A 25,237-nucleotide genomic window follows, 5' to 3' on the forward strand; every position below is an offset into this window, starting at 1 on the left:
GATCATGGAAACCCCGTTGCAAGATCAACTTCATAGACCCCTGCGCGACTTGCGGATTTCCGTGACGGATCGCTGCAATTTCCGCTGTACCTACTGTATGCCCATCGAGAAATATGGGGATGATTACCCGTTTCTGCCGAAGAGCGAGCTGCTCTCGTTTGAGGAAATCGAACGGCTGGTGAGACTTTTCGTGACCTTCGGGGTCAAAAAGATCCGCTTGACCGGCGGGGAACCTTTGCTCCGCCGCGGCCTTGGCGGGCTGATCAGGCAGCTTAGCGGCATCGGCGGCGTCGAGGATATCGCGATGACGACCAACGGCCTGCTCCTTCATCAATATGGCGAGGAGCTGTACGAAGCGGGGCTGCGGCGGTTGAATATCAGCCTGGACGCGCTGGACCCGGGTATCTTCGGCACGATGAACGGAAGAGGCATTCGTCCCGAACGGATTCTTGAGAATATTGATTTCGCCGGCAAGTTAGGCTACGAGATCAAGGTAAACATGGTCGTTCAGAAAGGGATGAACGACGGGGAAATCATCCCGATGGCCGAGTATTTTAAAGATCGCAACATCACGCTGCGCCTGATCGAATATATGGATGTCGGTAATGACAACGGTTGGAGTTTTGAGAAGGTAACACCGAAAGCGGAAATGCTTCGCCTGCTGGGCGAGGCTTACGAGCTTGAACCCGTGGAGCCCTCCTATTTCGGTGAAGTGGCCAAGTATTACCGATATAACGGGAGTACGGCGAAGCTCGGTTTCATCACCTCGGTTTCCGAATCGTTCTGCTCGTCCTGCACCAGAGCCAGATTATCGTCGGAAGGCAAGCTGTTCACTTGCTTATTCGCGTCCGAAGGCTTTGATCTGAGAAAGCTCCTGCGCGAGGGCGCTAGCGACGAAGAGCTGGCGGCAGCCGTACGGGCGGTATGGGAAAAGCGTACCGACCGCTATTCCGATGAGCGGACGGAATTTACCGCGAGAAACCGGAAAAAAATCGGGATGTCTTATATCGGCGGGTAGTGGTTTTGTCGTTTGCAAAAAAGGTTCCTAAAATCGCGGGTACGCGTTTAGGAACCTTTTTATTGACCATCAGTTACAGAATGACCAAGGTGCAGACAGTGAACAGAAGCGAAAAGGCGATTTCCAGCATGCCGCTCCGCTTCACGGTAATTTTTGTTTTCGGCAGCCATACGGCCCGCATCAGCAGGACGGTCAACGGAATCAGCATGGCGGCGGGGAACCAGACCGCGCAGACCACTAGGGAAGCGATATGATAACCTACGGAAAGCTTGTAGAACAACGGGTTGTTTTTCTCGCGGATGATCGTTTTGACATAAAAAATGGTTCCTGTAAAATACAGAATATTTAACAGAAACAGGCTCCCGGCTAAACGCCAATCCTTCCCGCCGCCCATTTGGTACGCGATGAACAGAATCAGGCTGAACTGCACCACCGCCGCGAGATCGTTCAGAAACGCCCGTTCCCGGTTGCGCCGGGCAAAATAGCCGTTGACCAGAAACAAGGGGAGAAAACAGGGGATCCAGAACAACAGCGTCGGATACAGCATGATTAGTGCCACAGCTACCGGGATGAGTAAGCCGCCGAAGAGAAGCATCGGTTTGCCGTAAAGCCGGGTTTTCCCCGTACGAATCCATTGCAGGAGCGGGAAGGTGAACAGGTACACAAGCAGCCAACCTATAAACAACAAGCCGTGAAGCCATCCCGGTCCCGAGGCGAACATGCCGAGCAAAAATGGTATAATCAGCATAGCCCAGGCGCCGTGCTGTTTCGGAATATATTTGGGTTTCATATACGGGTTTCCTCACTCTCATGATCAAGGATAAACGGTGTATAATTAAATTTTAACTAATTTATGAATCCCGCTTGTGAGGGCGGTCACTTGGCGTCTGAAACATCTATGAAGATTTTGAATTCCGGAGAGGTGAATGATTATGCAGCAAGTGGAACTCATCCAGGTTCCGCCTCATCATGCGGACCTAAAAGCGCTTATTGCCCGATTGGACGAGTATTTGTTCATGCTCTATCCGCCGGAGGAAGTGTTTACGGTCGATTTCAACGATCCTTACGTCAATGAAATACAGTTTATCGTCGCCTATATTCAAGGGAAGCCGGTAGGCTGCGGAGCGATTAAAAAAGTGGACGAATCGAGCGTGGAAATCAAACGCTTTTTTGTCGACGAAGCCTATCGGAATCAAGGCATTGCCGGTCTGATTCTGGGCGAATTGGAGCGGCGGGCCCGCGCCGAGTCGTTTGCATCCATGAAGCTGGAAACCGGGGCCGATCAGATCGAAGCGGTGCGCTTCTATGAGAAGCATGGCTTTGCCCCGATTGAGCCCTATGGGGAATATATCGGGTGTCCTTCAAGTCTTTGCTATGAAAAGAGGTTTACAGGTATGGGAGACATCATCCAGGCGGCTGAAAACTTTGTGAAAAAAGAGCTGGAACATGAACCGAGCGGACATGATTGGTGGCATATCGAGCGTGTCCGAAGGCTTGCCGTGCTGCTGGCGCAACGGGAAGGGGCTGACCCGTTCATTTGCGAGCTGGCCGCGCTGCTCCATGATATAGCGGACGAGAAGCTGAACGACTCGAAAGAAGCGGGGATGAACAAGGTGCGCATGTGGCTGACCGGTCAGGGAGCCACGGAGGACGTTGAGCGAAAAGTCCTGTCCATCATTTCGACCATGTCGTATAACGGAGGTAAGAATCCGCCGATGGATACCCTGGAAGGGAAGGTGGTTCAAGATGCGGACCGCCTGGACGCCATCGGAGCGATCGGCATCGCCCGAACCTTTGTGTATTCGGGGGCCAAGGGACGGCCAATACATCTGCCCGGACAGGACTTCAGCGGATCGGATTACCGATCGGTTGATAAATCGGCGATTTATCACTTTTACGAGAAGCTGCTGAAGTTGAAAGATTTGTTAAATACAGACCATGCCAGGAATCTGGCGGAAGAGCGGCATCAATTTATGGAACAGTTTCTGGTTCAATTTTACAAGGAATGGGACCTAACTGAAGAAAGGAAATAGAGTCGTGGAAGAAACTAGGGTTGTATTGGAAACGGAAAGGCTGTTGATCAGGCGGTACAAGGAGGATGACCTGGAAGAACTGGCTGCGATTGTTGGCGACGCCGAAACAATGAAATTCTGGCCGGCCCCTTTTACGAGAGAACAGGCGGAAGCTTGGCTGGAGCGGAGCTTCGAAGCGAACCGGACATGGGGGTTCGGACGATGGGCCATGGTTCTGAGGGAAACGGGTAAGATCATCGGTGACGTCGGATTTATGCAGGCCGAATTGGCCGGGCAGATGGAAAATGATCTGGGGTATATTTTGGCTGCCGAATATTGGGGTCAAAATCTGGGAACCGAAGCGGCCGCCGCCTGCCTCAATTACGGCTTCCGGCAATTGGGGATGACCCGCATCTGCGCCAACATGGCCGTGGACCATCATGCCTCCAGACGCGTGGCGGAGAAGATCGGAATGACGGTTGAGAAACAATATATCAATAAGCGGAACCGCGATAAACTGACCTACTTATTAAGCAAAAGCATTTAACCGGGAAGGTGAAGTATGTTATTTTTCAAAAAGAAATCCCCCGCATCAGAGGAGGAGCTTCTCCGCTTTATTCGCCGCCTGGAGGACGCCTACATGGAGCAAGACGAGATCAAACTCAATGCGTGCTTTCATCCGGATCAGCGGGGGATGTCCTTTGCGCGTCATGTTCAACTGCAAATGAATTTTCAAATCTACCAGATCACCTCGCAGATCCTCCATTTCGAAATAGTGGAGAGCTCCGAGGAGGAAGCCGTTTTCGCGTATACTCGGAAACACTTGTATACTTGCAAAAATCCCGGGGACGAACCGACCTCATCGTTAAACAATATAACCAGCTATTACGTCAAAGTAGTGCGCGAGAAGCGTGGTTTCTGGATTACCAAATATACGCCATACAGCGTTCTATATTTGGATCGGTCCGGCGAAACGCTGCCTGGAGAAGCCGCCGTAGTTCCGCCTAACACGCAGTTTTTCGGACGAATTCGACCGCTGCTTGCCTGCTTCCAACTGGATGGTCTCAAACCGGCCACATACCATACATATTCAGACAGCGAGTTCATCGGTTATTTTCCCGAGAATGAAATCTTCTGCTACCGGACGACGGAAAAGTTCTCGGTCGATTTCTTTGAGACCATGGACGCTGCCGATATCCGTGAGCATACGGAAGTATATTTGGATCAGGAGCTCGATTTCGGCGAGGCGCTAGAGGTGGGAGTAAGCCATTCGATTATCGAAACGCGGACGCCCGGAAGCCAAGGAACGAACCATGAGCTGGTGCTAAGCCTGCTTACCCGGGAAGGGCTCTTCATGGTCCGGTATATGAAAATGGGAGACCCTATCCCAAATGAGGCGCGGAGCCGGTGGATCGAACAAATGCAAGAAGCGGTGAAGGCACTCCAAAACTAAGCGGGAAATCTCCGTTCGCAGCGCTTGATGAATAAGCTGATGTTCAATCAAGCGGACGAATTAAAGGACGGATTGTTTTACTACACACGCCGCAAATACGTTGTCTGACAGAAAATCAATAGTTCAACTTATTTAGCTGTAAGGAGGTAAATCTGATGTCAAAACTGTTGGAACAGGTTCAAATACGGGTTACCGATGCATCGATTTCTAACGAAACCATTGGCGGCCTTACTGTAATCTCCGGAGAGATTATCGCCTGCGATCCGCTGATACCTCATCACGAATCTTTTACTAAGCGCATTTCTCCCGGCGTTTACCCGGTGATTCTCTGGTGGCACAAGCAGGAAGGCAGGATCGCCGGAGCGGAGTTAAGATTAACCGAGGAACGACCGGTACGTTGGGAGATGGCCACCAGGGCGGGACAGGACCTTTCGACCCTGGAGCCGGGGCATATTTACGGGTACCCTGTTGATGCGGGGCTTGGTTGTTTTGCCGACGCTAGGGCGATTCGGGAAATGGAGCAGTTGGAGGAACGGCTGGCCCGGGAGCTCGGGGATCAGTTTATCAGCTTTTATGATAACAAGGTCGAATTTATCCTTGAGGAGAACGACGACAACTGGGGAAATTTAATCGTCAAGGAAGAAAACGGACTAAATGTCATCCTGTTCGCTTCCGGCTACGGTGACGGGCACTATGCGTCCTACTGGGGGATCGGGGAAGACGGTGAGCCGGTTACTCTTGTAACGGACTTCAATTTATTCTAGTTATGATGTTATAATAGATACCGTAAATTTTATAAAGAAAGCAGGTACACCCATGGGGCGTAAGTGGAACAATATCAAAGAGAAGAAAGCTTCTAAGGATGCAAACACCAGCCGAATCTATGCGAAATTTGGCGTAGAGATTTATGTTGCGGCCAAAAAAGGCGAGCCGGATCCCGAATCCAACCGCGCGTTGAAGGTCGTGTTGGAACGTGCAAAAACTTACAATGTGCCTAAAGCGATCATCGACCGGGCGTTGGATAAAGCCAAAGGCAGCGCCGAGGAGATCTATGAAGAATTGCGTTACGAAGGCTTTGGACCGAACGGTTCCATGGTCATCGTCGACGCTTTGACGAATAACGTGAATCGTACCGCTTCCGCCGTGCGCGCCGCGTTTAACAAAAATGGGGGCAACATGGGCGTCAGCGGTTCCGTGGCCTATATGTTCGACTCCACCGCGGTGATCGGCGTCGCGGACAAATCGATCGACGAAGTGTTTGAACTGCTGATGGAGGCCGATCTGGAAGTCCGCGATATCATTGAGGAAGATGACAACGTGATTGTCTACGCCGAGCCGGATCAGTTCCATGAGGTGCAAGAAGCGTTCAAGCAAGCCGGCATTACGGAGTTTACGGTGGCCGAGCTGACGATGCTGGCCCAGAACTATTTGACGCTGCCCGAGGACTCCGTCGCTCAATTCGAGAAGCTGATCGATGCGCTGGAGGATTTGGAAGACGTGCAGCAGGTATATCACAACGTGGAGTTTGAAGAAGCATAATCTTCGCAGCGGTAATGAACAAACCGGGTTTCGCCATGAGGCGGGCCCGGTTTTTTTGAGATATCGACGGCATGTACCGTAAGGTTCATATTTGTTTCAATTTAAGAATTCCTAAATTTATGAACTCTGTGCTAGAATAAGGGCGAACCTCTGTTCTGTATGAAAAGAATAGAGGAGGAGAGCAGCATGGTCAGACCTCATGATCATTCCAATTCAAAAAAATTTAGGAAAAGGTGGTAATCGTATGGCGCTTCAGTTGAATCAAGTTTTTATTAACCTGCCGGTAAAGGACCTGGATAAAAGCATGGCCTTTTATAAGGAGATCGGTTTTGAATTCAATGCGCAGTTTACGAATGAGAATGCGGCTTGCCTGGTCATTAGCGAGCATATTTTCGCCATGCTGCAAACGGAAGAGTACTTTAAAGGTTTCACGAACAAAGAAATTCCCGACACGCGATCTCAAGCTCAGATGATCCTGGCGTTCTCCGCAACCAGCAGGGAGCAAGTGGACGATATTGTCAATCGGGCGATGGCGGCAGGTGCTTCCAAATATAACGAGCCGCAGGACCACGGTTTTATGTATTCCTGGAGTTTTCAAGATTTGGACGGGCATCTTTGGGAAGTATTATATATGGAACCGGCCAACATAGAGCAATAAATCGATATAAATGTTATTAAATATTTATGTCATTAATTATCGAAAAGTGCTGAACTTTGTCTGGTAAAGGATACTTACTAATCTTGAAATGGAGACTCCGTAAATGAGTAACTATATTTTTACGCAGTTGAATTTTGTGCGCAACAATACGCTACAGCTCGTGAGTACGCTGGATGAACGGAAATCGGAGATTCTGCTGGAAGGTTTAAGCAACCATGTCAAATGGAACCTTGGCCATATTTACTTTGTGCAGGAGAAATTCGCCTTCCACTTCCTTGGGGAAGAGATGCTTCTTCCGCCCGGCTTTGCCGAGCTGTATGCCCCAGGGACTCGTCCAGGCAGTGAACCTGCTGATGGATTCGCGCTTGCGGAAATCCTCGATTTATTGGACGGGCAAATGACGCGGATTGAGGCTGCGTTGTCCGCGCGGCTCAAAGAGGAGGTTAAACAGCCTTATACGACTTCCAAAGGACTCCGCTTATCCAGAGTGGATGAGTTTTTGAGCTTTTGTTTGTATCATGAGGGCATGCATTTCGAGAAGATCAAAACCATTCTCCGTTTGATTGAACTGGAAGACAGCCGAATCTAGCAATCGGCGGTTGAACCTCGCGGGAATCTCGATTATGCTGAATGTAACATCGACTAGAATGGAGTAATCCCGTTATGTATCGCAATTTGGAAGAGTGTATTTTGGATTTGGAAAAGCATGGGCATTTAATCCGGGTTCGCGAGGAAGTGGACCCTTATCTTGAGATGGCGGCAATCCACCTGCGCGTTTATGAGGCAGGTGGACCCGCCTTGTTGTTTGAGCGCGTCAAAGGATCCAAGTTCAGGGCCGCTTCCAATCTTTTCGGCACCTTGGAGCGCAGCAAATTCATTTTCCGCAAAACCTGGAACAACACGCAGAATATTATCGCTTTGAAGAGCAACCCCCTGGCTGCCCTGAAAACCCCCTTCAAAAGCATCGGAACCGGTTGGGCGGCGTTGAAAGCCCTGCCCATGAAGGGAGGAAACCGTCCGGTAACCTCGCGGGAAATCCGGATTTCGGACCTGCCGTTAATTCATCATTGGCCGATGGACGGCGGGGCTTTTGTAACTCTGCCGCAGGTTTATACGGAAGATCCCGGCAAACCGGGCATCATGAATTCGAATTTGGGGATGTACCGGATCCAGCTTAACGGAAATTCGTACGAGCCGGACCGCGAGGTGGGCGTTCACTACCAAATCCACAGGGGAATTGGCATTCATCAGGACAAAGCGAACCAACTCGGACAACCGTTAAAAGTCAGTATCTTCGTCGGGGGACCGCCCGCACATACGCTCTCTGCCGTCATGCCGTTGCCGGAAGGACTTAGCGAGCTCACGGTAGCAGGGATGTTAAGCGGCCGGAGATTCCGGTACAGCTATGTGGACGGGTACTGCATCAGCAATGAGGCCGATTTCGTGATCACTGGCGAGATTTACCCAGGTGAGACCAAGCCGGAGGGACCGTTCGGCGATCATTTGGGTTACTATAGCCTGGTACATCCGTTCCCGGTGATGAAAGTGCACAAAGTGTACGCCAGAACGAACGCGATTTGGCCGTTCACCGTAGTCGGCCGGCCGCCGCAGGAGGATACCGCGTTTGGCGAGTTGATCCATGAACTGACCGGCGACGCGGTGCGCCAGGAAATCCCGGGCGTCAAAGAAGTTCATGCCGTGGATGCGGCGGGGGTACACCCGCTGCTGTTCGCCATCGGCAGTGAACGATATACGCCCTATCAAGACGCAAAACGGCCGGCGGAGCTGCTGACGATCGCCAACCGGGTACTCGGCACCGGTCAATTAAGCCTGGCGAAATATTTGTTTATTACGGCCGAGGACAAGATGCCGCTCGATACACACCGGGAAGTGGAGTTCCTGACTTATATTTTGGAGCGGATCGACCTGCACCGGGATATTCATTTTCAAACCCAGACGACGATCGATACGCTCGATTACTCCGGAACCGGCTTGAACAGCGGCAGTAAAGTGGTTTTTGCGGCTTATGGGGACAAGAAGAGGGAATTGTGCAGGGAGGTGCCGGACTCGCTGAAGCAGATTCGGGACTTTGAAAATCCCCAGCTCATCATGCCGGGAATCGTAGCGATTCAAGGACCGCGATTCGAAAGTTACCCGGAGGCGCAAAAACAGCTGGAGATATTGACGCAAGCGATCTCCGGAAAAGGGGAGCTTTCTTCTTGCCCGATGATTATCCTGTGTGACGACAGTTCTTTCGTAAGTGCCAACCTGAGGAACTTCCTCTGGGCGACCTTTACGCGCAGCAATCCGTCTCATGATATTCATGGCGTAAACAGCTTCTATGACAACAAGCATTGGGGCTGCGACAACGTCATCATTGATGCGCGCTCCAAACCGCACCAGGCTCCGCCGCTCGTACCGGATACGGCCGTGGAAAAGAGAATTGACCGATTATTTGCTCAAGGCGGAAGTCTTAGCGGAATTAAATTATAATCTCCGGATCAGTAATTGACATATCGCAAATTATCGATATAATAATATTCATGAAACCAATTGAAGTTTTTAAAGCGTTGTCGAATGAGTCGAGATTGCAAATCCTGTACTGGCTGAAACAACCCGATCTTCACTTTAAGCCGCATGAAGGCATTGACATGAACGAAATTGGAGTGTGCGTTTCCCAAATCACCGACAAATTAAATATGACGCAATCTACAGCTTCGCAGTATTTGACGATTTTACAGCGAGCCGGACTGATCAAAACGCAAAGGATCGGCAAGTTCACTTATTATCGGAGGGACGAGTCGGCGATCGCGGAAATTGCGGAATATTTGAAGAAGGAAATTTGAGACCACGGATCCTGAGCAGTGATGGAAAGGCTCAGGATTCATTTTTTCAAATACAATTCGACAATTCGCGATATATATTTTTTTCTTTAACATATCGTTATATCGCGAAATGTCTTGATATAGATTTTAAATCATGTAACAGAATAGGAGTGAACCTCATGCAAAATACCTGGAAAGTTTACGTGCTCGCTATCGTTAGTTTCTTAGTCGGGACTTCGGAATATGTGATCTCGGGTATACTGGATAAAATCGCCGAGGATCTTGGGATTACTATTTCGGCCGCCGGCCAGCTCATTACGATTTTTTCGCTGGTCTACGCTCTGGGGACCCCCATTGTTATGGCTGTAACCTCGCGAATGGACCGCAAGAAATTGATTCTCTACGGACTAGGTTTGTTCGTTGCGGCAAACGTACTTGCCTTTTTGCTTCCAGGCTATGGATTGTTTGTGCTTGCCCGCGCCATCATGGCGCTTGGAGCGGGGACCGTGGTCGTCACCGCGCTCAATATCGCGGCCAAAATAGCGCCTGCCGGCAAGCAGGGCAGCGCCATTGCGACCGTCATCATGGGCTTCACGGCTTCGCTTATTATCGGGGTACCTTTGGGTCGTATCGTCGCCGATACGATGGGATGGAAGACCGTTTTTGGTGGAATTGCCGTCATAGGCGTTTTGGCCATCCTGGTGCTTTGGCGAACCCTCGACCGCATTGAAGGGGATAAACCGGTCCCCCTGATCCAACAGTTGTCTCTCCTGAAGAAGCGGAACGTCGCTCTGGGGCTGTCGATCTCCTTTTTCTGGCTGGGTGGGTACTCCATCGCTTATACCTATCTCTCTCCTTATCTGCTTCAAGTCTCGGGAATAGCCGGAAACCTGCTCAGTCCTTTACTGCTCGCTTTCGGATTGGCCAGTCTAGCCGGTTCCAAATTCGGGGGATTCAGTACGGACCGTTGGGGAGTTAACGTCACTTTGGCCGGGGGGATGCTCCTCCATATTTTAATGTTGATCTTATTGTCGATGATAGCCGGAACGGTAACCGGTGTGTTCCTTCTCCTGATTTTTTGGTCTTTCGCCGCCTGGTCGACGGGTCCGACCCAGCAATACCATATGGCGACGATGGAACCCGAAGCCTCCGGTGTGCTGTTAGGCTTGAACCAGTCGATGATGCAATTAGCCATGGCTGCCGGGGCGGGAGTCGGCGGCTTGGCCATCAAGTATATTTCATTGGCTTCGGTAACGTGGATTGGTGCGCTCGGCGTCTTACTCGCCATTTTTGCCGCATGGGGAAGTTTACGGGCGGATGTAAAATCCAAGGAAAAAATGGATATGGCGAAAGGGTAAATTTGGATTGCCACAGGCTATTATCTGTGATATGATTACGCAACCTAATGAAAGGAGGCTTTCGTGTGATAGATTATTCCCGATTGAGACGGCAATGAATTCATCAAGCTGTATTCGTTCTGCCTGTGTGCAGGAAATCGGGAGAGGTATGTCTATCCGCGAGTGTCTTCAAACCGTTATTGTTAAGGTGCATTTTATGTGATTTTTTTGCCCTTAATAATTTGGTTCTGTGAAGCCATTTCTTTTTCGATACCGTCACAGGCAGAGAACTGCCTGTGTTTTTTATTTTCAGCAAAGAGGAGTGGTCGATCTATGACATATTCAAATTCAAATGGTATCAGCAATGAGAATGCCGAAGCGCAACTGATCTCGGATGCTCGGCGGCATGGGTTAAATCTTGAACGGAAGAGTCTGGAACTGAATGAAACAGGAATGGACTTTTTGGTCGGCTTCGCAAAAGACGTGAACACTGGCCGTACTTGGGTGCTTCGAAAGCCCAGACGAGAGGATGTCTGGGAGAGGGCGGTCAACGAACGAAACGTGTTGAACCTGCTTCATAGCAAGCTGTCCGTGGCCGTGCCCGACTGGCGGATGTTCAGCCCGGAGTTGATCGCTTATCCGCTGCTTCCGGGAAATCCGGTCGCCGCCGTCGATCCGGTCGCCGGAGGGTATGCCTGGGCTTTTGAACAGGATCAGCTCACGGATTCATTTTTCGACTCCCTTGCCGGCGCGCTTGCCGATCTTCACCGGATTGATCGGGAAGCTGCCGCCGCGGCCGGCTTGCGGGTCAAGACGCCGCAGGAAGCGAGACAAGGTTTTGCGGATCATATTCGGGAAATATCCGCTCATTTTACCGTACCTGAACCTTTAGAAACCCGATGGAAGCGGTGGCTCTCCACGGACAGTTACTGGCCGGACTTCTCGGTTCTGATTCACGGTGACTTGCATCCGCCTCATATTTTGGTTGATGAAAATCAGCGCGTGACCGGTCTGATTGACTGGACCGAAGCGGAAGTCGCCGACCCGGGAAAGGATTTTACGATTTATTATGCGCTGTTCGGACGTGAAGGACTTGAAGATTTGCTGGGGCGCTATGAACGGTACGGTGGCCGAACTTGGCCCCGCATGTCTGAGCATATCGCCGAGCAGTGGGCGGCTTACCCCGCACTGGTCGCAAAATTTGCGCTGACGACGGGGAGAGAACAAGACATGGAGATGGCCGCAGGGATGCTGACCAACTGGAAAGCCGATTAAGCGGCAAATTACTTTCTATATAGGTTGAACCAAAGAATTACCAATAGGCAAGAGTGTGAAATGATTCTGGAGAAGCTACAAGCTTTCTGTAAGAAAGCTGCTTCGGAATCCGGAATTTAGGTACGGCCCTGGTGTTGCATCTCGCCTTTAGAGCACACATAATATACATGAACGTATATGATGTGTGCTTTTTTGTTTGACGGCAAGAGCATAAGGAAGGAGCTTCACATGACAACCCTGGATCTGGCCTGTCTTCTCAGGGACCAGCCTTTATCCCGATATTCCACGTATGAGATCGGAGGAACCGCAACATTTTTGGCTCTGCCGCAGACCGAGGACGACATCCGCGAAGTTTTGGAGGCGGCACGATCGCATGGTCTGAACCCCGTCTTCTTCGGCATGGGATCCAATTTGTTGTTTCCCGACCAGCCAAGCCGGGAATCTTTATTCATCTCGACGAGATCCCATCGTGAACTTTCGTTGAGCGGGGATCGAATGTTCGTGTCGGCGGGGACGCCAATGTCCTTGCTGGCGCTTGTCGGCGCCGAGATCGGCACCGGTGATTTCGATTTCTGCTATTTGCTGCCGGGAACGCTGGGCGGCGGGATTTATATGAACGCTAAATATTTTGAACACCATATCAGCGATTTTTTGGATACCATCTACTATGTGAATTTGGACGATCCGCGCCAAGGTATTCAATCGATAACCGCAGATCAATGTGAATTCAGGTACAAACATTCGATTTTTCAGAAAAAGAACTGGTTCATTACCGGAGCGCATTTAAAGTTTAAGCAGTTCCCGGCAAATCCGCATGGGTTGAACCCTTTTCTTGCCCGATTGGACCGGGATAAAACGGCCATTTCCAGTCTGCCGGAATTTTACGGATTTTATGCCGACGAGTTGGATCGCCTGGAGTCCCGGCTAGGGCGGCCGCTCACCAGGATGCGGGGCGTCATTGACGACCGGACGGGGAAACATCATTTCGACTATCCTTCTTGCGGATCCGTATTCAAGAACAATTATGACATCGGAGAACCGATCGGCAAGCTGGCGGACCGGCTCAATCTTCGAGGATTGCAGTACGGAAACGCCATGATCTCTCCCGTACACGGCAATGTGATTCAGAACAGGGGGGGCGCCAAAGCGGAGGATATTCTATACCTGATCCATAAAGTGCAGGATGCCTTTGAGCGGCATTACGGGTTTGTCCCGGAGCCCGAGCTGGTTGTCGTCCCGTCATAACCCGTGTGAGGATTTTCCTGGACCGTGGTTGACATAGCTGATCGGCTATAATAACATGTAACTATCTTCCAAGAAGGAGAAGTTTTTATGTCTGGAGTCGTTCTTAACTAAGATAATTCCATAAATAGGCTTTATTTGTCCCGTTTTCTTTCTGATGTCTGTTCAGAAGGGTTGTTTATATGCGGGCAATGACGGCTTATGGATTAGTTAAGAACAGCGGATACCCTCCGAATTTGGAGTCGTCTCGATACGCCCAACGTATATCCGTGCTGAGTTCAGCGCGGATTTTTTCGTTTAGAGGCATGTAGGGACATTGCAAAAAGAGCGGGCGTGAACGTATGTTCATGGACCGCTCTTTATTTATTTTGAACTAAGGAGTGATCGGAATGAAACAAATTGTACGCCCCGTTAATCCGGCAGATGAAAGAAGATATAGAAAAAGGGAGCGATGGGATGAAGACCTTGATTGAACAAGTATATGAACGGATTCAGCCGCAGGAAGGGACGGTCGCCTTGGAAAGGGTGTTGCTGGAATGCTATCTTAGCCCGGGTATTTCCACCAAAGCTTTGGCCATAAAATGCTGCCTGCCGGTCCCTTTGACGGCCGCTGTCAAAAGAGAATTTATCCAGGCCGGCGCCTTGGCGCAGGACCGCGGTGTCCGCTGTACGCCTAGGGGAGAAGCCTGGGTCGAAAGGCACTGGGGATATCGGGGGCTGGATAAATCCCTTTATCATCAGCTTGTTGCCGAAGGATCGGCGGATTGGAAAAGAGAGGTTCAAAGCATACTTGTCGAGTTAGCGGATTGCTATGCTGCAAGGCCTCAGGCCAATGTCCAACTGGACCAGGCCAAGTGTACGCCGGAAACGAGCTTGAAGCGGGCGGTTCTGTGTCTCCGGGAGCGAGCTTTTATCGGCAAAAAGATACTCTGCGTAGGCGATGACGATCTTGTCAGCGTTTCGGCCGGTTTTTTGCTGAAACGTCTTTTTCCGGGTTCGGATCACCGGGCCACCGAAATCGAGGTCGTGGATATCGACCCAAGATTTCTGAACTATATCGAGGAATTGGCGGCGGCTTATCAATTGCCTATCCGGTGCAGACTTTGGGATTTGCGCGAACCCTTGCCTGGCGATATGCTGAACGGGTATGACTGCTTTTTTACGGATCCGCCCTATACCCTGCAAGGGATGTCGCTGTTTCTTTCCCGGGGGCTTAGTGCGCTTCGCAATGAAAGCGGGCTGCCGATCTTTTTGTCCTTCGCCCATAAACCGCCCGGGTTCACCTTGGCGATGCAGCGCGCCTTCGTTAACATGGGGCTGACCGTATGCGCCAATTATCCTCATTTCAACGTCTATGAAGGGGCCGAATCGATCGCCAACCGGAGCCAGATGTTCGTGCTGCGCACAACCGATCAGAGTGCACCGGAGGTTATGGACAGCTTCAAAGACGAGATGTATACCGGCGAGGTAAACCGAACGCTCCGCACCTATCAGTGCAAACGATGCATGACCCAGGTGAAGGTAGGGGAACGGGGCGAAACCGCGACGATTGAGCTGCTCAAAAATAAAGGCTGCCCGAAATGCGGCTGCTCTACCTTTGAACTCATCCGCAAGGTGAAACAGGGCCCAAGCTCTCCATCCGAAAGTTGAGGACATATGTCCTTCCCAAAATCCTGTAGATCCCTTTTAATAAGGAATATCAATAAGGAATGGGGAGAGAAAAAAAGATGAAAGGGCTCTTGTTTGCGTTTATGGCCGGGTTTTTCGTCACTTTGCAGGGGGTGGCCAATTCCCGGATCAGCGAAGGAATCGGCACCTGGCAAGCGGCGACGATTACGCAGTTTACCGGTTTTGTGACGGCGCTGTTGATTCTTCTATTTGTGAAAGAAAAGAGATGGCGGGGATTTAAAGAGGTCAAACCCGTGTATTTAACCAGCGGAGCTTTGGCCGCGATCATTATTTCCAGCAACATGACGGCCATACACCATGTGGGGGTTACGCTGACAGTTGCGGCCGTATTGATCGCCCAGCTTAGTCTGACCTTCCTCGTCGACATTAATGGCTGGTTCGGCGTGGTCAAGCAGAAAATGCGCCTGCCGCAATTTATTGGGATTGCCTTGATGGTGATCGGCATCGTCATATTGAAATTTTAAGCGGAACGCTTAGGAGTGGTGAGCGATGAAAGAAATCAAGGATCCTGCCTTATTGGAAACCTATCTTCGGGACTACGAGCTGGGGTCCGTTTTTTATGAAAAAATCAGACCTCATATGGCCCTGTACGCGTATGACCGCGGGGAACTGATCTGCTCCCAAGGCGAAAGTCCGGAATTTCTATATATTCTCGTCAAGGGCAAGCTGAAGGTATTCATGACCAACGCCGAAGGGAAAACGCTGGTGATCTCTTTTAAAACCGCGCTTGAGCTCGTCGGGGATATTGAGTACGTTCAGGATACGGATATTTTGAATACGGTGGAGGCGGCTACCGGCGTCCATATGATCGCGGTGCCCTACCGGATTCTCAGGAAGCATGGTCGGGAACACGCGCCTTTGTTGCAGTTTTTGCTGAACGTGATCACGAAGAAATTTTACCTGAAGTCGAACTCCATCAGCCTTAACATGATGTATACCGTCGATGTTCGTTTGGCCAGTTATCTGCTGGCCGTGTCCTCCGACGAGTCTCATAACCCGGTACCGGGACTGCTTAGTACGGCAGAGCTTAAGGATGTGGCCAATTTAATCGGGGTCAGTTACCGACATTTGAATCGAATCGTGCTGCAATTTTGTTCCAACGGCCTCCTTGAACGAAAAAAGGGCGGCATCGTCGTGAAAAATCCGGATGGTTTGAGCAAACTGGCGATCCGGAATATTTACGAATACTAATAAGGGAGCTTTTCATGATGATGATCGGATTGTTGTTGGCGCTTCTCGCCGGCTCTTTAGTGGGGCTGCAAAATATATTTAACAGCAGGGTCAATGAACGCGCAGGTTCTTGGCCGACAACCACCTTGGTTTTGGGCCTCGGATTCCTGGCCTCATTCCTGATCGGACTGGCGGTTGAAGGAAAGCGGTTGTTTCACTTGGAGCATATGGAGCTGTGGTTCTGGTTCAGCGGCATCGTAGGGGTCGGAGTAGTCGTTTGTATGGTGAACGCCATGAAGCTGCTCGGTCCGACCTATACCATCGCTGTCGTGATGTGTTCCCAACTTTTTTTCGCTTTGTTATGGGATTCTTTCGGCTTGCTGGGACTGGAGGTCGTGCCTTTTACACTGAAGCAGCTTGTGGGCGTGCTTGTCATCGTAGGCGGAATCTTGCTGTTCAAGTTCGGCGGTGTGCGTGAAGTACGGACGGCGATGGCTCGGAGAGAGGAAGCTTAAGCGGGAAGAAACAACAAGGCCGTATCCGTATCAGCGAGCCGGCGGAATCTCTTGAAGCTCGTAATAGACGTCTTTTCCTTTGCGTCTGGCCGTGTTGACCATTTCATCGGCACCCTGGGAGGGACCGCCGACCCGCAAAACCGCGTCAATGTGATCGAGGAGACGAACCGCGGAAGGATGGAAAATCCGGTTGAATATGTCGTCCCCGATTCGGGTGGATCCCGCCGTTTCTATGAGCGGCAGAGCGTACCACTCGCCCAGGACAGGCAAATGGCCCATTTCGTAAATTTTGGAGGCGAATGCCTGCATTAACCGTACGTTGCGCGAAATGAGCGCGGGATCATCATTCGTCCCCGAGCGGTAAGGGCCCGCGATCAAAATATGCAGAGATGGCTTGGTTAATTCAGGTTCCGGAGTCTTCGGCCGAATCAGCCCTTCCGTTACCGCATATTGAAGGAGCATGATCGTTTTGGCATCCCTGATGTCCCCGGACGCCATCATGTTCAGCGCTTCGCTGAAAGGAATCTCCAGAACTTCTATATTCTCTTGCTCGTGGGCCAGTCCGCCGCCTGCACCTGTACGCATGTCATCGGAGTACTCGGCAATATAAAAATGCAGAATTTCGGTAACGGAGCCGGGCGACATATAGGCCTCAAACACCTTCTGCACATTGGAAACCCGGTACCCGGTTTCTTCCTCGGTTTCCCGAATAATGGCGTTCTCGGGACTTTCACGATCCAAGAGACCCGCGCAGACCTCAATCAGCATTCCGGTGTCATTGCCGTTGATGTAGGTCGGCATCCGGAACTGCCGGGTCAAGATCACCGTCCCTTTAGCCTGGTTAAACAGGAGTATGGCAGCTCCATTCCCGCGGTCGTAAGCTTCCCGGGATTGTGCGGTCCAGCTTCCGTCTTGATTTTGGGTTTCAAACGTGATCTTCTTCAGTACATACCAATTGTCGGATAAAATCTGTTCGTGAATCAGCCGTACATTTGAATTCATATCGATCCTCCATAAAGTGATGTTGTCTCATTGTGCTGCTATCTATACTAGCAAGAGGCATGAGGATGAACAATCTTAATATATTGAACAGAATTGTCGCAAAATTGACCTCATCTCCAAGGCGGGTGACGAAAAGATGCTATCACCTTCATCCTTTTATTTCCGAACGGCGGATGAAAAGCCGTTTCCATTCGCTACTTTATCTTCGATCGGTTGGGACCGTAAAGCGACGGAAAAATACGATTTTGATGTTTCCCGTCGTGCGGACCAGGGACATTTTATATTTCAATTTACGCTTTCCGGGGAAGGCAGAGTCATCTTGAATGGGAAGGAGCTGCGGCTTCCGGCCGGGACGGGCTTTTTGGTCAAAGTGCCGAGCGAAGCCCGTTACTACTATGAGGCCTCGGTGAAGGAGCCTTGGGAGTTTATTTGGATGAACGTGAAAGGGGAAGACGCTCATCGGTTCGCGGATCGGTTATGCGGTGAGGAGGGGGCCTTGATCAAACTGCAGCCGGAATCGCCTCCGCTGCGCTTGTTCTGGAGCCTATACCGCGAAATTGCCATAGGAAACTTGCGGAGCCATTATCGAATATCAACCAAGGTGTACGAATGGATCGTAGCCATGCAAGCCTACGAGAACGAGAAAGAAAGGGAGACGGATCGCGTGCTCCCTGCGTTTGTAACAGCCGAGGAATTTATTAAACGGCATTTTACAGAACCGTTAACCCTGGAAGACATTGCGGATCATACGGGGATTTCCAAACATTATCTATGCCGCTTATTTCAGAGAAATCTTGGTTATTCGCCTATGGAATTCGTAAGGCGGAGACGGATCGAGCAAGCGGCGGCCGCGCTCCGCGTTACGGATCATGCGGTTCATCAAATCGCCGCGGAATGCGGTTTCGATTCCCAAAGCTATTTTGGAAAGGTGTTCCGGGATTACTTCGGAATGTCCCCTCTGGAATACCGGAAGAAAGAACTGGAATACCCGTATAAGACCGTAATTATTGAATAGATTCGTGCCATTTTCGAAAATATTGTTTACATTTTTCATTAGGAGGAATATACTCATGATATAAAGTTGCACTAAGGAAACTTTACTGGTTGAAGACAACTTTAACCTGTGCATAAGGAGGGATCGACATGATGGAACAAGGTGTCGTACATGAACAAACAAAAAAAATGGATCATAGAGGAACGGCCTTGCCCGCAGCGGCAAATGCCGCTTTAAACGGTGAAGCGAAGGGAATGAAGCGCCTGCTGCCGTTTTTGGGTCCGGCCTTTATCGCAGCGGTCGCCTATCTCGATCCCGGCAATTTCGCCACCAATATTACCGCAGGCTCCAAATACGGTTACCTGCTTCTATGGGTCATCGCGGCTTCGAATCTCATGGCGGTTCTGATTCAAACGCTATCGGCGAAGCTGGGCATCGCCACCGGCAAAAATTTGCCGGAGGTCGCACACGACCGGTTTCCGAAGGGCGTATCGATCTTCTTATGGATTCAGAGCGAACTGGTCATCATCGCGACCGATCTGGCCGAGTTTATCGGGGCGGCTCTGGGGCTGTACTTGCTATTCGGCATTCCGATGCTGCCGTCCGCCATTATCACCGCCATCGGTTCCTTTGCTATCCTGGAACTGCAGCGGAGGGGATATCGCTCGCTTGAGGCCGGTATCGCCGCGATGGTGCTGATCGTCGTATTGGCCTTCGCCTTTCAGGTAATCGTCGCCAAGCCGGATTTCGCCGCGGTTGCCGCCGGCGTGGTCACCCCCCGGTTTGACGGAATCGACAGCGTAATGCTTGCTGCGGGCATACTTGGAGCTACCGTCATGCCGCACGCCATTTATCTGCATTCTTCGCTAACGCAAAACCGCATTGTTGGCAGAAACGAGGCGGAGAAGAAGAAAATTTTCAAGCTGGAGTTCATTGATATCGTCCTGGCCATGATTATTGCCGGAGCGGTCAATATGGCGATGGTTGTTGTTTCCGCCGGGCTGTTCTTCAAGAACGGGTTGGTGGTCGAGGACCTGGGCGTGGCTTTCCGGCAATTTGGACAGTTGTCCGGTCCGGTTACCGCCGTTTCGTTCGGTCTCGGCCTGCTCATCGCCGGACTGTCGAGCTCTTCGGTGGGAACGATGGCCGGAGACGTGGTCATGCAGGGATTTATCAACAAGCGGATTAATTTGTATCTCCGGCGCGCCATCACAACGGTACCGCCGCTCGCGATCATTATCTCGGGCGTAAACCCGACCGACGCTTTGGTGATGAGCCAGGTGGTTCTGTCCTTCGGCATCGCCTTCGCCCTTATTCCGCTCATCCTATTTACCGCCAACCGCAGCATCATGGGCGGGCTGGTCAACCGGCGCATCACTACGGTACTGGGGTGGATGATTTCCGCGCTGGTCGTCGGACTCAATTTGTTCCTTATCGTGCAGATGCTGTGATAAAAGTATGAAATCACACGGCTGCATAAATATCAGTGGAAGGGCAGGACAACGTGAAATCGTTGGCCTGCTTTTTTGAGTTGCCCAAATTTTTTTAATAGAGGCGTAACCTTTTTATCCAAAATCCGTGTAAGTATTGCTGGGATGGAGGTAGAGATTTTGTATGATGACAACGAGTTAATGGCTCTTGTACAAGCGGGAGATCAACAGGCTTATGAAAAATTAGTGCTTAAGTACAGACTGAAAGCCATCGCCTTTGCCAATAGCTTTGTTCATGATCTGTACGCTGCCGAAGATATCGTGCAGGAATGCTTTGTGAAAATCTATATCAAAAGATCATCTTACCGCCCTACTTATGCTTTTAATACATATTTGTTCACCGTAATCCGCAATAGCTGTATTGATTTTTTGAGGGCTAATAAAGCTCTGCAAAAGCTGAGTGGGAAAGATTTAGAGAAGGTATGCGATAGTAATACGCCAGAAGAAATCGTAGGCAGTGCAGAAGATCGACAGCATATTTTTGAAGTTTTAAATCAGTTGCATGGCGACTATCGAACAGCCCTGTATCTATTTGCCGTAGCTGGTTTCAGCTATAAAGATATAGCCAGAACGATGAAGAAGACCGTGCCGCAGGTCAAAATTTTGCTGTATAGGGCAAGGAAAAAATTTAAAACTCAATATGAGGGTTGGGGAGGGTGAGGAGGAATGAAAAACGAGCAGGAATTTTTGACGGAAATGTGGGCCAGCATAGCAAAAATCGAGTATGAGGAGCAGCAAAAAATGTTGGCCAGAAAGAGGCACCGCTCCTTAGTACTGCAGAGCATAATATTGTATATTACCCTAGGCCTGGTGTTCTTGGTCCTGGTTTTCTTTAGTAAGATGACTTCAATGACTTCCCATCTCCTTCTGCTAACGGGTGGGGGTTGTCTAATACTGGGCTATATTCTGGACGCTTTTTCTTTTAAACGTCTCATTCATTCAAGGGGGAATGGATCGTGAGAACTGAAATAACCATTGAAAATCTCTCGAAAAACTTTGGAAAAAAACAGGCGCTGCAAGGAATCACATTGCAGCTTGAACCTGGTATGTATGGGCTGCTTGGAAAAAACGGCGCAGGAAAAACGACCTTGATGAGAATTCTGGCAACCTTGCTTAACAAATCAAGCGGGACGGTTACCGTATGCGGAATTCCTATCGGACACGCTAAAGAAATCAGGCAGCTCATTGGATATCTACCCCAGGACTTTTCCTTGTATCCCGGAATGACTGTCTATAAGGCCATGGATTACTTGGGCACGCTATCGGGATTATCCAGAGCGGAGAGAGCCCAGCGAATTCCCGAACTGCTGCAAAAGGTCAATCTTGACGATTGCCGGAAACTCAAAGTTAAGGCGCTGTCGGGAGGGATGAAACGCAGACTGGGCATCGCCCAAACACTTCTGCACAATCCCCGCATCTTGATTGTGGATGAGCCTACGGCGGGTCTGGATCCGGAAGAGCGGATCCGATTCCGCAACCTGCTATGCGAAATTGCCGCCAACCGGATTGTTATATTGTCCACCCACATCGTGGAAGACATTGAAAAGACCTGCCAAAAGATTGCCGTACTTGATCAGGGGCAAATCATCTTTCAGGGCTTACTGCAGGATTTTATCGGAAATGAAAAAAATCTTGAGGACGCCTATATGAATCTGATGGGAGGACAGCTGCAATGAGTCTGCTTCTCCAAGAATGCCGGCAAATCTCCAAAAGCATCATCTATTTTGTATTTATTGGCGTTATCGTTTTGTTCAACGTTACACAGATTGGGGACAGCGTCGGCTCGGATATCCGGGAGGCACAACACCCATCCGAATACAACAGCAAGAACCCGCTGATGAAACCTCCGGCCAATACGGAGAACTACGGCACCCGGGAGGCCGAAATCCCGGAGCAGGTTATGCCGGCAGCTATAGATAGTCTTGTGTTGGAATACGAGGATAATCAATATGTAACCTACCCTATAGGGTTTTATAAAAATGTGATATTAAGCCAAGAAGAGCAAACCAAGATCGCATCGATATTAAAGGAGATCACCGGATTAGAACCGGCATCTTATCCCGCTTTTAAAGAGAAGATGGCCGAGGTGGATGATATTTTGGGCGGCGGATCAAAATACGCTCCGGAAAAGCTCAAGTCATTTGGCCAAGCTCCGATTACTTATCAAGAAAAGTTGGCTGAATACAACACTTTTATTCAAGAGGATCAAATCAGCGGCGCCTATGCCAGATTGTTTTGCGATTACATGGGGATTACCGTTTCGTTGTTTTCTATTTTTGTCCCGGTTGCCTACTTGAGCAGAGATCGAAGAGCCAGAATGAATGAGTTGCTCTATTCCCGAAAATGCAGCTCAACCCGGTTGATTATAACTAAGTATATTGCCTTGATCGTGATGATGCTGCTTCCTTTTATTCTATTGTCGTTAATTCCGCTGACCCAACTGCTTGGATACGGAATGGACCAGCACCTGACCGTGGATGTGTGGGCTTACCTCAAATATATGATCGCCTGGCTGCTGCCTACGCTGATGACAACAACCGCGGTTGGATTCGTGCTGACAACGCTCACGGACACTCCCATTGCGATTGCTGTGCAGTTTTTGTGGAGCTATATGGATTTACTCATGACCATGAATCGTCTGAATGGAGGCGGTTATGGGGCTGAACTGAGCATCCGTCACAATTCATTGTTTAATCTGCAGGAGATGAAGGACGGAATTCAGGTTCTTGTCATAAACAGGGTGGCATATGTGCTGCTTTCTCTTGTTTTGGTAAGTGTAACCATTCTAATTTATGAATTAAAGAGAAGGGGTAGGCTGAATTTTCATGGACATTTCCGGAAAATATTTAGACATCGCCAGGGTGCAAATCAAACTAACACTTCGTACTAATACGTTATTAGCGTTGGGTCTTGTTGCGGTTACTCCTGTAGTATTCAGCATCCGCAATCTGGACAGTCTTGCCTCCAGCCTTGTTCTGGAACGTTTTGTGGCCCTAAGCGGCATTGTTTTGTGTACACCCTTGTTTTCACCGGAACAGGATCACAACATCAAGGAGGTAGTTGAGTCCAAATTGACGCCATTAAGCGGAATCTATGTAACAAGACTTATTCTGGCAACGGTTGCTCTTGTTTTTATTTTAACCGGTTTTATCGGTGTGATGCTGCTGAATGACTGTCAATTTGCTGTCGATGCGTTTATTTTTGGCACCTTTGCTACAGCCTATTTCCTGGGTTCCATAGGGTTTGCGGCGTATTCGTTGTTCGACAATATGGTTGTGGGTTATATGCTGCCGCTAGGATATTATATGCTAAATTTATTCTCGGGGGCCAAGCTGGGCAACTTCTATTTATTTTCACTGGAAAAAGGAAGTTTAATCGAGAAGTATTGGCTGTTTGCAGGGGGGATGATCCTGTTTGCATTAGGGATCGTTTACAGAAGCATGGTGAGAAGGATTAGATAATAGCAGCAACAAGAAAGCGGCTCATGTAGAGCCGCTTTCTTGTGATAAGTCTTTTCCGATCAACTGATGTACCAGCGCTTTATAGTCCTCCTGATTTTGGCAGCTTTGATACATGCGGTTGGCGGTCGTGTTGGCGTTGCCGAAGAAAAAGCGCTCGAACTGGCTTTGCCTGCCCCCGAAAGGGCCCGCCCCCAGTTCCCACGCCAGCCTGAATAAGGCGATCCGCTCTTTGGCAGAAGACGATATTCCCTTCAAATAAACCTCCAAATATTTCTTTGGAGGGGATGACAAATCGGCTTCAAACGGGTTCATAATCAGATTGCTGGCGCTAAGCTTTTGAATGGTATGGATCATTTCATCATAGTAGTCGGGAAATTGAAGATTAGCCGCGATTAAGGGAGAACTTCCCGGAACATAGTACCCGTTAGGGGTCATATAACCCGTTGTTTCGGAAGTCAGCCTCAAAGCGCGAAGATTCTCCAGCATCATCATCACTCTGGCGATCAGGCTCTTTGCCGTCAACTCCGTTGCCGAGTTTTGCTCTTCGGCCAGGGAGAGCATCAGACCCAGCAAAAATTCGGTTTTGGCGATGTATCTTGACAGGATCTGATGTCCCGCATAAGCATGGAAGTTTCCTTCCCGAAATAATCGGTCGAACATGCCCTCATCCCCGTAAAAAAACACCCGATCATGCGGGACAAGCACCCGGTCCAACACAACCAGCGTATCCATTTCCTCGAATCTGCTGCTAAGCGGGTGGTCATAGGCCGAATCGCGGGCATAGCTCTCGCGGCAAATGAACGTGATCCCGTCAAGATCGTTCGGGACCGCAAAGGCAAAAGCAGTGGGATTCCCGGCCTCCGACAGCGAAAAGGCGGGGGAGGGGAATACCATGATTTCTTCGCAGGTGGGGCCTTGGGTCGCCATGATGAAGGCGCCGCTAACGACGATTCCTTTTTCGTTCGTTTCAATGACTTTAGCCGTAATGGATTCCTCGGTGTCCGCGGGTTCGGACCATTTGCTTGCCAGGGGCTGCACAAAGGCATGGGACAGCGTAATATCGTTTTCCCGACAGTAAGCGTAATAGTTTCTTAAATTCCGGGCATATTCCGGCGTGTTTTGTTCGAGTGCGGAAGCGGCGGTATAAAAGGACATCAACGCCGTGTTCATATAATCGGGGGATCGGCCGAGAAACCCGTGATGCCGTCCCGACCAAATCTCCGTCACTTGCCTTCTGCGAACCAGATCGTCCGCATTGACCGGAGGCAGGTAGGAGAGACCGACGCGTTCGCCGGTCAGCGGGGAAAGATAAGTCATCCGGTCGAGATATTCCTCGTCACCCTGCAGGTCGTACAAGTCGGCCTGTGTGCGAATCAGCCCGCGAAAGGCGGGGTGCTCGGACAGGGGCCCGGACACCCGTTCACCGCGATACCAGAGGTTGATGCGCTGCCGGTCTATCCGTTCGATATATTGCCTACCGTTTTTAAAAGGCATGGGAATAATCTCCTTTACGAAGATGATAATGCGTCCGCTTGTCGCCGCGGAATGATCTCACTA

The 25,237-nt window shown here is 50.1% G+C and carries 26 protein-coding genes and 1 pseudogene; 24 read left to right on the plus strand and 3 right to left on the minus strand.

What is annotated here, in order from left to right:
* Window positions 1-4: 4 nt before the first annotated feature.
* On the plus strand, window positions 5-1,018 hold the full coding sequence (gene moaA / locus V4U84_RS16265) for a GTP 3',8-cyclase MoaA (protein ID WP_416367257.1): 1,014 nt from the start codon (window positions 5-7) through the stop codon (window positions 1,016-1,018).
* A gap of 73 nt (window positions 1,019-1,091) precedes the next feature.
* Here moaA and V4U84_RS16270 read toward each other — a convergent pair whose 3' ends face one another.
* Window positions 1,092-1,808, minus strand: a complete 717-nt coding sequence (locus tag V4U84_RS16270) for a YwiC-like family protein (RefSeq protein ID WP_334074449.1) — start codon at window positions 1,806-1,808, stop codon at window positions 1,092-1,094.
* Between the two features lie 226 nt (window positions 1,809-2,034).
* Between V4U84_RS16270 and V4U84_RS16275 the strand changes: the two are divergent.
* The 17 genes and pseudogenes from V4U84_RS16275 to V4U84_RS16355 all read left to right on the plus strand — a co-directional run.
* A pseudogene (locus V4U84_RS16275) lies at window positions 2,035-2,355 on the plus strand (GNAT family N-acetyltransferase); the annotation flags it as partial.
* A 57-nt stretch (window positions 2,356-2,412) separates the two neighbouring features.
* Window positions 2,413-3,051: an HD domain-containing protein gene (locus V4U84_RS16280; RefSeq protein ID WP_334077602.1), complete on the plus strand. Its 639-nt coding sequence runs from the start codon at window positions 2,413-2,415 to the stop codon at window positions 3,049-3,051.
* Window positions 3,052-3,055: 4 nt separating this feature from the next.
* Entirely contained in the window at window positions 3,056-3,577 is a 522-nt protein-coding gene (locus V4U84_RS16285; RefSeq protein ID WP_334074450.1) for a GNAT family N-acetyltransferase, read from the plus strand.
* Window positions 3,578-3,592: 15 nt separating this feature from the next.
* A complete protein-coding gene (locus V4U84_RS16290; protein ID WP_334077552.1) occupies window positions 3,593-4,483 on the plus strand; it encodes a hypothetical protein in 891 nt (296 codons plus the stop codon).
* Between the two features lie 155 nt (window positions 4,484-4,638).
* The gene (locus V4U84_RS16295) at window positions 4,639-5,247 is read left to right on the plus strand and encodes a DUF4241 domain-containing protein (RefSeq protein WP_334077553.1); all 609 of its coding nucleotides are present in this window, start codon (window positions 4,639-4,641) and stop codon (window positions 5,245-5,247) included.
* 52 nt (window positions 5,248-5,299) lie between these two features.
* The gene (locus V4U84_RS16300) at window positions 5,300-6,022 is read left to right on the plus strand and encodes a YebC/PmpR family DNA-binding transcriptional regulator (protein WP_334074453.1); all 723 of its coding nucleotides are present in this window, start codon (window positions 5,300-5,302) and stop codon (window positions 6,020-6,022) included.
* A gap of 244 nt (window positions 6,023-6,266) precedes the next feature.
* Window positions 6,267-6,680 carry a VOC family protein gene (locus V4U84_RS16305; RefSeq protein ID WP_334074454.1) on the plus strand — a complete coding sequence of 138 codons (414 nt, stop codon included), beginning with the start codon at window positions 6,267-6,269 and terminating at the stop codon, window positions 6,678-6,680.
* A 103-nt stretch (window positions 6,681-6,783) separates the two neighbouring features.
* Window positions 6,784-7,269, plus strand: coding sequence for a DinB family protein (locus V4U84_RS16310; RefSeq protein ID WP_334074455.1), 486 nt, complete (start codon window positions 6,784-6,786; stop codon window positions 7,267-7,269).
* A 74-nt stretch (window positions 7,270-7,343) separates the two neighbouring features.
* On the plus strand, window positions 7,344-9,173 hold the full coding sequence (locus V4U84_RS16315; RefSeq protein ID WP_334077554.1) for a UbiD family decarboxylase: 1,830 nt from the start codon (window positions 7,344-7,346) through the stop codon (window positions 9,171-9,173).
* 50 nt (window positions 9,174-9,223) lie between these two features.
* Window positions 9,224-9,526: an ArsR/SmtB family transcription factor gene (locus V4U84_RS16320; RefSeq protein WP_334074457.1), complete on the plus strand. Its 303-nt coding sequence runs from the start codon at window positions 9,224-9,226 to the stop codon at window positions 9,524-9,526.
* A gap of 158 nt (window positions 9,527-9,684) precedes the next feature.
* Window positions 9,685-10,863, plus strand: a complete 1,179-nt coding sequence (locus V4U84_RS16325) for an MFS transporter (RefSeq protein ID WP_334077555.1) — start codon at window positions 9,685-9,687, stop codon at window positions 10,861-10,863.
* Between the two features lie 312 nt (window positions 10,864-11,175).
* A complete protein-coding gene (locus V4U84_RS16330) occupies window positions 11,176-12,117 on the plus strand; it encodes a macrolide 2'-phosphotransferase (protein ID WP_334074459.1) in 942 nt (313 codons plus the stop codon).
* Between the two features lie 228 nt (window positions 12,118-12,345).
* Window positions 12,346-13,362, plus strand: a complete 1,017-nt coding sequence (locus V4U84_RS16335) for a UDP-N-acetylmuramate dehydrogenase (RefSeq protein ID WP_334074460.1) — start codon at window positions 12,346-12,348, stop codon at window positions 13,360-13,362.
* Window positions 13,363-13,815: 453 nt separating this feature from the next.
* The gene (locus tag V4U84_RS16340) at window positions 13,816-15,009 is read left to right on the plus strand and encodes a bis-aminopropyl spermidine synthase family protein (RefSeq protein ID WP_334077556.1); all 1,194 of its coding nucleotides are present in this window, start codon (window positions 13,816-13,818) and stop codon (window positions 15,007-15,009) included.
* 77 nt (window positions 15,010-15,086) lie between these two features.
* Entirely contained in the window at window positions 15,087-15,512 is a 426-nt protein-coding gene (locus V4U84_RS16345) for a DMT family transporter (protein ID WP_334074462.1), read from the plus strand.
* Window positions 15,513-15,537: 25 nt separating this feature from the next.
* Window positions 15,538-16,239 (plus strand): Crp/Fnr family transcriptional regulator, encoded by a 702-nt coding sequence (locus tag V4U84_RS16350; protein WP_334077557.1) that lies wholly within the window; start codon window positions 15,538-15,540, stop codon window positions 16,237-16,239.
* A 17-nt stretch (window positions 16,240-16,256) separates the two neighbouring features.
* Window positions 16,257-16,733 carry a DMT family transporter gene (locus V4U84_RS16355; RefSeq protein ID WP_334074661.1) on the plus strand — a complete coding sequence of 159 codons (477 nt, stop codon included), beginning with the start codon at window positions 16,257-16,259 and terminating at the stop codon, window positions 16,731-16,733.
* Between the two features lie 30 nt (window positions 16,734-16,763).
* On the opposite strand, the gene nudK is transcribed toward V4U84_RS16355, so the two are convergent.
* Window positions 16,764-17,735 (minus strand): GDP-mannose pyrophosphatase NudK, encoded by a 972-nt coding sequence (gene nudK, locus V4U84_RS16360; RefSeq protein WP_334077558.1) that lies wholly within the window; start codon window positions 17,733-17,735, stop codon window positions 16,764-16,766.
* 136 nt (window positions 17,736-17,871) lie between these two features.
* On the opposite strand from nudK, the gene V4U84_RS16365 reads away from it, so the two are divergent.
* The 6 genes from V4U84_RS16365 (at window position 17,872) to V4U84_RS16390 (ending at window position 23,680) form a co-directional block, all read left to right on the plus strand.
* On the plus strand, window positions 17,872-18,750 hold the full coding sequence (locus tag V4U84_RS16365) for an AraC family transcriptional regulator (RefSeq protein WP_334074465.1): 879 nt from the start codon (window positions 17,872-17,874) through the stop codon (window positions 18,748-18,750).
* Window positions 18,751-18,917: 167 nt separating this feature from the next.
* The gene (locus V4U84_RS16370; RefSeq protein ID WP_334074662.1) at window positions 18,918-20,180 is read left to right on the plus strand and encodes an Nramp family divalent metal transporter; all 1,263 of its coding nucleotides are present in this window, start codon (window positions 18,918-18,920) and stop codon (window positions 20,178-20,180) included.
* Window positions 20,181-20,339: 159 nt separating this feature from the next.
* Window positions 20,340-20,879 (plus strand): RNA polymerase sigma factor, encoded by a 540-nt coding sequence (locus V4U84_RS16375; RefSeq protein ID WP_334077559.1) that lies wholly within the window; start codon window positions 20,340-20,342, stop codon window positions 20,877-20,879.
* 296 nt (window positions 20,880-21,175) lie between these two features.
* On the plus strand, window positions 21,176-21,895 hold the full coding sequence (locus tag V4U84_RS16380; RefSeq protein WP_334074467.1) for an ABC transporter ATP-binding protein: 720 nt from the start codon (window positions 21,176-21,178) through the stop codon (window positions 21,893-21,895).
* The gene (locus tag V4U84_RS16385; protein WP_334077560.1) at window positions 21,892-23,109 is read left to right on the plus strand and encodes an ABC transporter permease; all 1,218 of its coding nucleotides are present in this window, start codon (window positions 21,892-21,894) and stop codon (window positions 23,107-23,109) included. The genes V4U84_RS16380 and V4U84_RS16385 overlap by 4 nt, the downstream gene beginning before the upstream one ends.
* Complete coding sequence (locus V4U84_RS16390; RefSeq protein WP_334077561.1) at window positions 23,045-23,680, plus strand: hypothetical protein; 636 nt, start codon at window positions 23,045-23,047, stop codon at window positions 23,678-23,680. The genes V4U84_RS16385 and V4U84_RS16390 overlap by 65 nt, the downstream gene beginning before the upstream one ends.
* Window positions 23,681-23,701: 21 nt before the next feature.
* Here the strand turns inward: V4U84_RS16390 and V4U84_RS16395 are convergent, their stop codons facing one another.
* Window positions 23,702-25,174 carry a 4-hydroxyphenylacetate 3-hydroxylase family protein gene (locus V4U84_RS16395; protein WP_334077562.1) on the minus strand — a complete coding sequence of 491 codons (1,473 nt, stop codon included), beginning with the start codon at window positions 25,172-25,174 and terminating at the stop codon, window positions 23,702-23,704.
* Window positions 25,175-25,237 lie beyond the last annotated feature (63 nt).

The sequence above is a fragment of the Paenibacillus sanfengchensis genome (assembly GCF_036864765.1).
In the GTDB taxonomy this organism is placed as follows: domain Bacteria; phylum Bacillota; class Bacilli; order Paenibacillales; family Paenibacillaceae; genus Fontibacillus; species Fontibacillus sanfengchensis.

Excerpts from the sequence above, each read along its gene's own strand:
- V4U84_RS16270 (WP_334074449.1), bottom strand. The coding sequence starts at position 1,808 with ATGAAACCCAAATATATTCCGAAACAGCACGGCGCCTGGGCTATGCTG.
- V4U84_RS16345 (WP_334074462.1), top strand. The coding sequence starts at position 15,087 with ATGAAAGGGCTCTTGTTTGCGTTTATGGCCGGGTTTTTCGTCACTTTG.
- V4U84_RS16290 (WP_334077552.1), top strand. The coding sequence starts at position 3,593 with ATGTTATTTTTCAAAAAGAAATCCCCCGCATCAGAGGAGGAGCTTCTC.
- nudK (WP_334077558.1), bottom strand. The coding sequence starts at position 17,735 with ATGAATTCAAATGTACGGCTGATTCACGAACAGATTTTATCCGACAAT.
- V4U84_RS16330 (WP_334074459.1), top strand. The coding sequence starts at position 11,176 with ATGACATATTCAAATTCAAATGGTATCAGCAATGAGAATGCCGAAGCG.
- V4U84_RS16335 (WP_334074460.1), top strand. The coding sequence starts at position 12,346 with ATGACAACCCTGGATCTGGCCTGTCTTCTCAGGGACCAGCCTTTATCC.
- V4U84_RS16305 (WP_334074454.1), top strand. The coding sequence starts at position 6,267 with ATGGCGCTTCAGTTGAATCAAGTTTTTATTAACCTGCCGGTAAAGGAC.
- V4U84_RS16300 (WP_334074453.1), top strand. The coding sequence starts at position 5,300 with ATGGGGCGTAAGTGGAACAATATCAAAGAGAAGAAAGCTTCTAAGGAT.
- V4U84_RS16295 (WP_334077553.1), top strand. The coding sequence starts at position 4,639 with ATGTCAAAACTGTTGGAACAGGTTCAAATACGGGTTACCGATGCATCG.
- moaA (WP_416367257.1), top strand. The coding sequence starts at position 5 with ATGGAAACCCCGTTGCAAGATCAACTTCATAGACCCCTGCGCGACTTG.
- V4U84_RS16370 (WP_334074662.1), top strand. The coding sequence starts at position 18,918 with ATGGATCATAGAGGAACGGCCTTGCCCGCAGCGGCAAATGCCGCTTTA.
- V4U84_RS16325 (WP_334077555.1), top strand. The coding sequence starts at position 9,685 with ATGCAAAATACCTGGAAAGTTTACGTGCTCGCTATCGTTAGTTTCTTA.
- V4U84_RS16320 (WP_334074457.1), top strand. The coding sequence starts at position 9,224 with ATGAAACCAATTGAAGTTTTTAAAGCGTTGTCGAATGAGTCGAGATTG.
- V4U84_RS16385 (WP_334077560.1), top strand. The coding sequence starts at position 21,892 with ATGAGTCTGCTTCTCCAAGAATGCCGGCAAATCTCCAAAAGCATCATC.
- V4U84_RS16310 (WP_334074455.1), top strand. The coding sequence starts at position 6,784 with ATGAGTAACTATATTTTTACGCAGTTGAATTTTGTGCGCAACAATACG.
- V4U84_RS16365 (WP_334074465.1), top strand. The coding sequence starts at position 17,872 with ATGCTATCACCTTCATCCTTTTATTTCCGAACGGCGGATGAAAAGCCG.
- V4U84_RS16390 (WP_334077561.1), top strand. The coding sequence starts at position 23,045 with ATGGACATTTCCGGAAAATATTTAGACATCGCCAGGGTGCAAATCAAA.
- V4U84_RS16340 (WP_334077556.1), top strand. The coding sequence starts at position 13,816 with ATGAAGACCTTGATTGAACAAGTATATGAACGGATTCAGCCGCAGGAA.
- V4U84_RS16280 (WP_334077602.1), top strand. The coding sequence starts at position 2,413 with ATGGGAGACATCATCCAGGCGGCTGAAAACTTTGTGAAAAAAGAGCTG.
- V4U84_RS16395 (WP_334077562.1), bottom strand. The coding sequence starts at position 25,174 with ATGCCTTTTAAAAACGGTAGGCAATATATCGAACGGATAGACCGGCAG.
- V4U84_RS16315 (WP_334077554.1), top strand. The coding sequence starts at position 7,344 with ATGTATCGCAATTTGGAAGAGTGTATTTTGGATTTGGAAAAGCATGGG.
- V4U84_RS16350 (WP_334077557.1), top strand. The coding sequence starts at position 15,538 with ATGAAAGAAATCAAGGATCCTGCCTTATTGGAAACCTATCTTCGGGAC.
- V4U84_RS16355 (WP_334074661.1), top strand. The coding sequence starts at position 16,257 with ATGATGATCGGATTGTTGTTGGCGCTTCTCGCCGGCTCTTTAGTGGGG.